Here is a 1410-nt window from a genome sequence, read left to right on the forward strand (position 1 = left end):
TCAGTAGCGGTAGTGGTCCGCCTTGTAGGGGCCCTCGACCTCCACGCCGATGTACGCGGCCTGCTCCGGACGCAGGGTGGTCAGCTTGACGCCGAGGGCGTCGAGGTGGAGCCGGGCGACCTTCTCGTCGAGGTGCTTGGGCAGCACGTACACACCGGTCGGGTACGCGTCGGGCTTGGTGAACAGCTCGATCTGGGCCAGCGTCTGGTCCGCGAAGGAGTTGGACATCACGAACGACGGGTGACCGGTGGCGTTGCCCAGGTTCAGCAGCCGGCCCTCGGACAGCACGATGATCACCTTGCCGTCCGGGAACGTCCAGGTGTGCACCTGCGGCTTGACCTCGTCCTTGACGATGCCCGGGACCCTGGCCAGACCCGCCATGTCGATCTCGTTGTCGAAGTGACCGATGTTCCCGACGATCGCCTGGTGCTTCATCCTGGCCATGTCCGAGGCCATGATGATGTCCTTGTTCCCCGTCGTGGTGACGAAGATGTCGGCCGTCTCGACGACCTCCTCCAGCGTGGTCACCTGGTAGCCGTCCATCGCCGCCTGCAACGCGCAGATCGGGTCGATCTCCGTGACGATCACCCGGGCACCCTGACCGCGCAGCGACTCCGCACACCCCTTGCCCACATCGCCGTAACCGAACACCACCGCCGTCTTGCCGCCGATCAGGACGTCGGTGGCCCGGTTGATCCCGTCGATCAGTGAATGCCGGCAGCCGTACTTGTTGTCGAACTTCGACTTCGTCACAGCGTCGTTGACATTGATCGCCGGGAACAGGAGCACACCGTCCCGCTGCATCTCGTACAGACGGTGCACACCCGTCGTCGTCTCCTCGGTCACGCCACGGATCTCGGAGGCGATGGCCGTCCAGTCGAGCGGGCTCGCCTTCAGCAGGGCGGCCACGGCCGCCAGTTCCTCGTTGTCGGCCGGGGGCAGCTCGCCGGTCTTCTGGTACTCGACGCCCTTGTGGACGAGGAGGGTGGCGTCACCGCCGTCGTCCAGGATCATGTTCGGGCCGCCGGTGGGGCTGTCCGGCCAGGTCAGCGCCTGCTCCGTGCACCACCAGTACTCCTCCGCGGTCTCGCCCTTCCAGGCGAAGACCGGCACGCCCTGGGGGCTGTCCACCGTGCCGTTCGGGCCGACGGCGATGGCGGCGGCCGCGTGGTCCTGGGTGGAGAAGATGTTGCAGGACGCCCAGCGGACCTCGGCGCCCAGAGCGACCAGGGTCTCGATCAGGACGGCGGTCTGCACGGTCATGTGCAGGGAGCCGGTGACGCGGGCGCCGGCCAGCGGCTGCGCCTCGGCGTACTCCTTGCGGATCGCCATCAGGCCCGGCATCTCGTGCTCGGCGAGGGTGATCTCCTTGCGGCCGAACTCGGCCAGGGACAGATCGGCGACCTTGAA

At 67.3% G+C, this 1410-nt stretch carries 1 protein-coding gene; it reads right to left on the minus strand.

Going from position 1 to position 1410, the window contains the following annotated elements; translation table 11 throughout:
* Positions 1–1410: adenosylhomocysteinase (gene ahcY, locus ACFYMM_RS44405; RefSeq protein WP_388398572.1), on the minus strand; the 1410-nt coding region annotated here is incomplete at its 5' end.

This window comes from Streptomyces sp. NPDC006739 (assembly GCF_042869815.1).
Taxonomy (GTDB): Bacteria; Actinomycetota; Actinomycetes; order Streptomycetales; family Streptomycetaceae; genus Streptomyces.